The sequence below is a fragment of the Brevibacillus sp. MER 51 genome, from assembly GCF_023714195.1.
Classification (GTDB): Bacteria; Bacillota; Bacilli; order Brevibacillales; family Brevibacillaceae; genus Brevibacillus.
This window is the reverse complement of sequence record NZ_JAMAUS010000094.1, coordinates 1-243: the sequence shown is the minus strand read 5'-3', so window position 1 is coordinate 243 and position 243 is coordinate 1. Positions and strand designations below refer to the sequence as shown.

1 rRNA gene is annotated in these 243 nt (G+C 49.8%); it reads left to right on the top strand.

Annotation, left to right across the window (positions count from 1 at the left end):
- Positions 1-34: 34 nt before the first annotated feature.
- A 16S ribosomal RNA gene (locus M3630_RS30830) occupies positions 35-243 on the top strand; the annotation flags it as partial.

Genomic DNA, 243 nt, shown 5'->3' with positions numbered 1-243 from the left:
AAATGATTTGCCAGCTTTGAACCAGTAACAAACTTTATTGGAGAGTTTGATCCTGGCTCAGGACGAACGCTGGCGGCGTGCCTAATACATGCAAGTCGAGCGAGGGTCTTCGGACCCTAGCGGCGGACGGGTGAGTAACACGTAGGCAACCTGCCTCTCAGACTGGGATAACATAGGGAAACTTATGCTAATACCGGATAGGTTTTTGGATCGCATGATCCGAAAAGAAAAGATGGCTTCGGC